Origin of the sequence: Archangium sp. (genome assembly GCF_036388035.1) — a bacterium.
Classification (GTDB): Bacteria; Myxococcota; Myxococcia; order Myxococcales; family Myxococcaceae; genus Archangium.
Window position 1 is genome coordinate 1 of sequence record NZ_DASVSO010000389.1, and the last position, 2848, is coordinate 2848.

Sequence of the window (2848 nt, forward strand, 5' to 3'; positions counted from 1 at the left end):
GCACCCTGCGCTTCCTGGACCCCATCACGTTCGGGGTGCAGCGCACCGTCACGGTGACCGACAATGGCCGAGAGGTCTCGCACCTCAATGAGCTGGAGTACGTGAACGGAGAGGTCTTCGCCAACGTGTGGATGAAAGACCTCATCGCGCGGATCGACCCGGCCACGGGGAGCGTGAAGGGGTGGATCGATCTCACGGGACTGCTCGCGCCGCAGGACCGGCACGGCAAAGAGGACGTGCTGAACGGGATTGCCTACGACGCGGCCAACAACCGGCTGCTCGTCACCGGGAAGCGCTGGCCGCGGCTGTTCCAGATTCGCGTCGTACCCCGGTAGGACCTACCGCGCTCACGGTCCGGTGCGCGCGGGCTGGGTTGGCGCTGGCGAGGGGATGAGGATGAGCTCCTCCTGAGGCGGGATGAGGTACTCCGCCCCCGTCTCCGTCACCACGGCCATCTCCTCGACCGAGAGGGTCTTCGTCTCGCCGGGCGTCGCGAGCTTCCAGGCGAAGAAGCCATCGAAGGCGAAGACCTGTCCGGGGCGGATGGGCCGCAGGGCCCACCCCTTGGGCGGCTTGCCCAGCTGCGCCCCCGAGAGTGCCGGGCCCACGTCATGCGCCCAGTAGCCCACCGGGTGCCCCGTGCCCCACATCACCGGCTCCGAGCCCGCCTCGCGCATCCAGTCCCGCTGCGCCTTGTCCACGTCATAGCCGCGCACGCCCGGCTTCAGTGCCGCGAACGCCACGCGGTTGCCCTTCTTCGACTTCTCCCACTTCTCCAGGGCCTCCTTCGGCGGCTGCGTCTCGCCCGGGGCGAGCACATAGGCGAAGCGCTGGATGTCCGTCCCCCACATGCCCTGCACCTTGATGCCGAAGTCCGTCTGGATGAAGTCACCCGGCTGGATGACGCGCTCCGTGGCGTGCGAGTGGCCCCGGTCCGGGCCCGAGTTCACGTTGGGGTTCTGGTCCGGCTGCCAGCCATCCTCCACGCCGAGCTCGGCGATGCGCTTCTTGAGGAAGCGCGCCACATCCGAGTCCCGCGTCTTCCCCGGCACCACCGTGCGGTAGGCCTCCTCCTGGAGCGAGGCCGTCACCTTCGCGGCCTCGCGCATGATCTCCACCTCCTCGGGCAGCTTCACCGACAGCCACTCGAAGACGAGCTCCTCGGACGAGGTGAGGCGGGCGCGTAGCTTGGGCGGGAGCGCCGCCTCGAGCTGCTCGCGCTGGCTGGCCGACAGTCCGTCCGCCACCGTCAGCATGCGCGAGGAGTTCACCGCGATGCGCTGGGGCCTCGCCTCGGAGAGTCTCGTGGCCAGCAGGGCATGAACGTCCGTGCCGCGCTCGAACGAGACCACCTCGTCGTGGACGGCCACGTCCTTCAACGCCTTGGCCTCGCCCGCGGGAGACAGTGCCAGGGAGCGCACACCCTCCTTCTGCTTCAGGAAGAGGAGCGCGGCGGTGCCTCCGGCGTTCTCACAGCCGACGTGCGAGGCCAGCGGATCGTTGTCGTTCTCCCGGCACAAGACGACCCAGGCATCCACCTTCGCCCGCTCCATGGCCTCGGGGAGCAGTCGCTGGATGCGCGCCTTGCGGAGGCGCGGCCACGCGCTCTGGGCCTGGGGCTCGGTGGCGCTCGCCGGCAGGGTGGTGAGAAGCAGGAGGGCGGAGAGCAGGGCACGACGCATCGGGAGGGGCCTCCGGGTTGTGAAGCGGGGGCCGCATTGTCACACAGCCCGTGCCCGACCCGGGGCTCCATTCCCCTTCAGCGCGTGTCGGTGCTGGCTTTCGCGGGCGCTCGCACGGCGTTGTTGGCGAGGCTGTTCAAGTAGTTCAGCGCCATCTTGAGCTGATGGTCCGTCAGCTTCGCCGTCACGTCCCAGTCCCGCAGGCCCTCGGGGAGGCCCTTCGGCTTCGCCACCTCGGTGGCCTCGCTCGCCACCGTCGGCTCCGCCTTGAAGTGCCGCTCCAGGTCCTTCTCCCGCGGCACGTCCTTCTCCCCCTTGCCGCCCGGCTTCTCCGGCACCCAATAGTCCGGCGTGATGCCCTTCTCCTGGATGCTCCGCCCGCTCGGCGTGTAGTAGCGAGAGATCGTCAGCTTCAGCCCCGAGCCGTCCTCCATCTCGATGAGCGTCTGCACGCTCCCCTTCCCGAAGGTCTGCGTGCCCAGGATGGTCGCGCGGCCATGGTCCTGCAGCGCCCCCGCGACGATCTCCGAGGCCGAGGCGCTCCCCGCGTTCACCAGCACCACCAGGGGGTACTCGGGCTCCGTGTCCCGGTCCTTGCTCCGCTCCTCGGTCGCGGTGCTCGCGTTGCGCCCGCGCGTGCTCACGATGGGCAGGTTCCCCGGCAGCCACAGGTCGCTCATCGACACCGCCTGGTCCAGCAGCCCGCCCGGGTTGTTGCGCAGATCCAACACCACCCCGCGCAACGGCTTGCCCCCGTTCAACCCGCGCAGCCGCTCCAGCTCCTTGCGCAGGTACAGGTTCGTGCGGTCCTGGAAGTTCTTCACCTTCAGGTGGGCAAGGCCCCCGTACAGCGCGCCCTCCACCGAGATGATGCGGATGTGGTCCCGGATGATGGCCAGCTCGCGCGGCGCGCTGAAGCCCTCGCGCATGATGGTCAGCAGCACCCGCTTGCCCGCGGGGCCTCGCATCCGCTGCAGCACGTCCGACAGGTCCATCCCCTGCGTGCTCGCGCCGTCGATGGCAACGAGCTCATCCCCCGCCCGGATGCCCGCGCGCGCCGCCGGCGTGTCGTCGATGGGCGCCACCACCACGATGCCCTCGCCCTTGCGCGCCACCTCGATGCCCAGCCCTCCGAACTCGCCGGAGGTGTCGATCTTCATCTCCTT

At 69.5% G+C, this 2848-nt stretch carries 3 protein-coding genes; 1 reads left to right on the top strand and 2 read right to left on the bottom strand.

What is annotated here, in order from left to right; translation table 11 throughout:
• Positions 1-335, top strand: a 335-nt coding sequence (locus VF697_RS15845) for a glutaminyl-peptide cyclotransferase (protein ID WP_331095814.1), incomplete at its 5' end; no start/stop codon positions are given.
• Between the two features lie 12 nt (positions 336-347).
• Here the strand turns inward: VF697_RS15845 and VF697_RS15850 are convergent.
• Both VF697_RS15850 and VF697_RS15855 read right to left on the bottom strand, forming a co-directional pair.
• The gene (locus tag VF697_RS15850; protein ID WP_331095816.1) at positions 348-1682 is read right to left on the bottom strand and encodes a M24 family metallopeptidase; all 1335 of its coding nucleotides are present in this window, start codon (positions 1680-1682) and stop codon (positions 348-350) included.
• Between the two features lie 77 nt (positions 1683-1759).
• A partial coding sequence (locus tag VF697_RS15855) for a S41 family peptidase (RefSeq protein WP_331095818.1) occupies positions 1760-2848 on the bottom strand: 1089 nt, incomplete at its 5' end.

Excerpts from the sequence above, each read along its gene's own strand:
- VF697_RS15850 (WP_331095816.1), bottom strand. The coding sequence starts at position 1,682 with ATGCGTCGTGCCCTGCTCTCCGCCCTCCTGCTTCTCACCACCCTGCCG.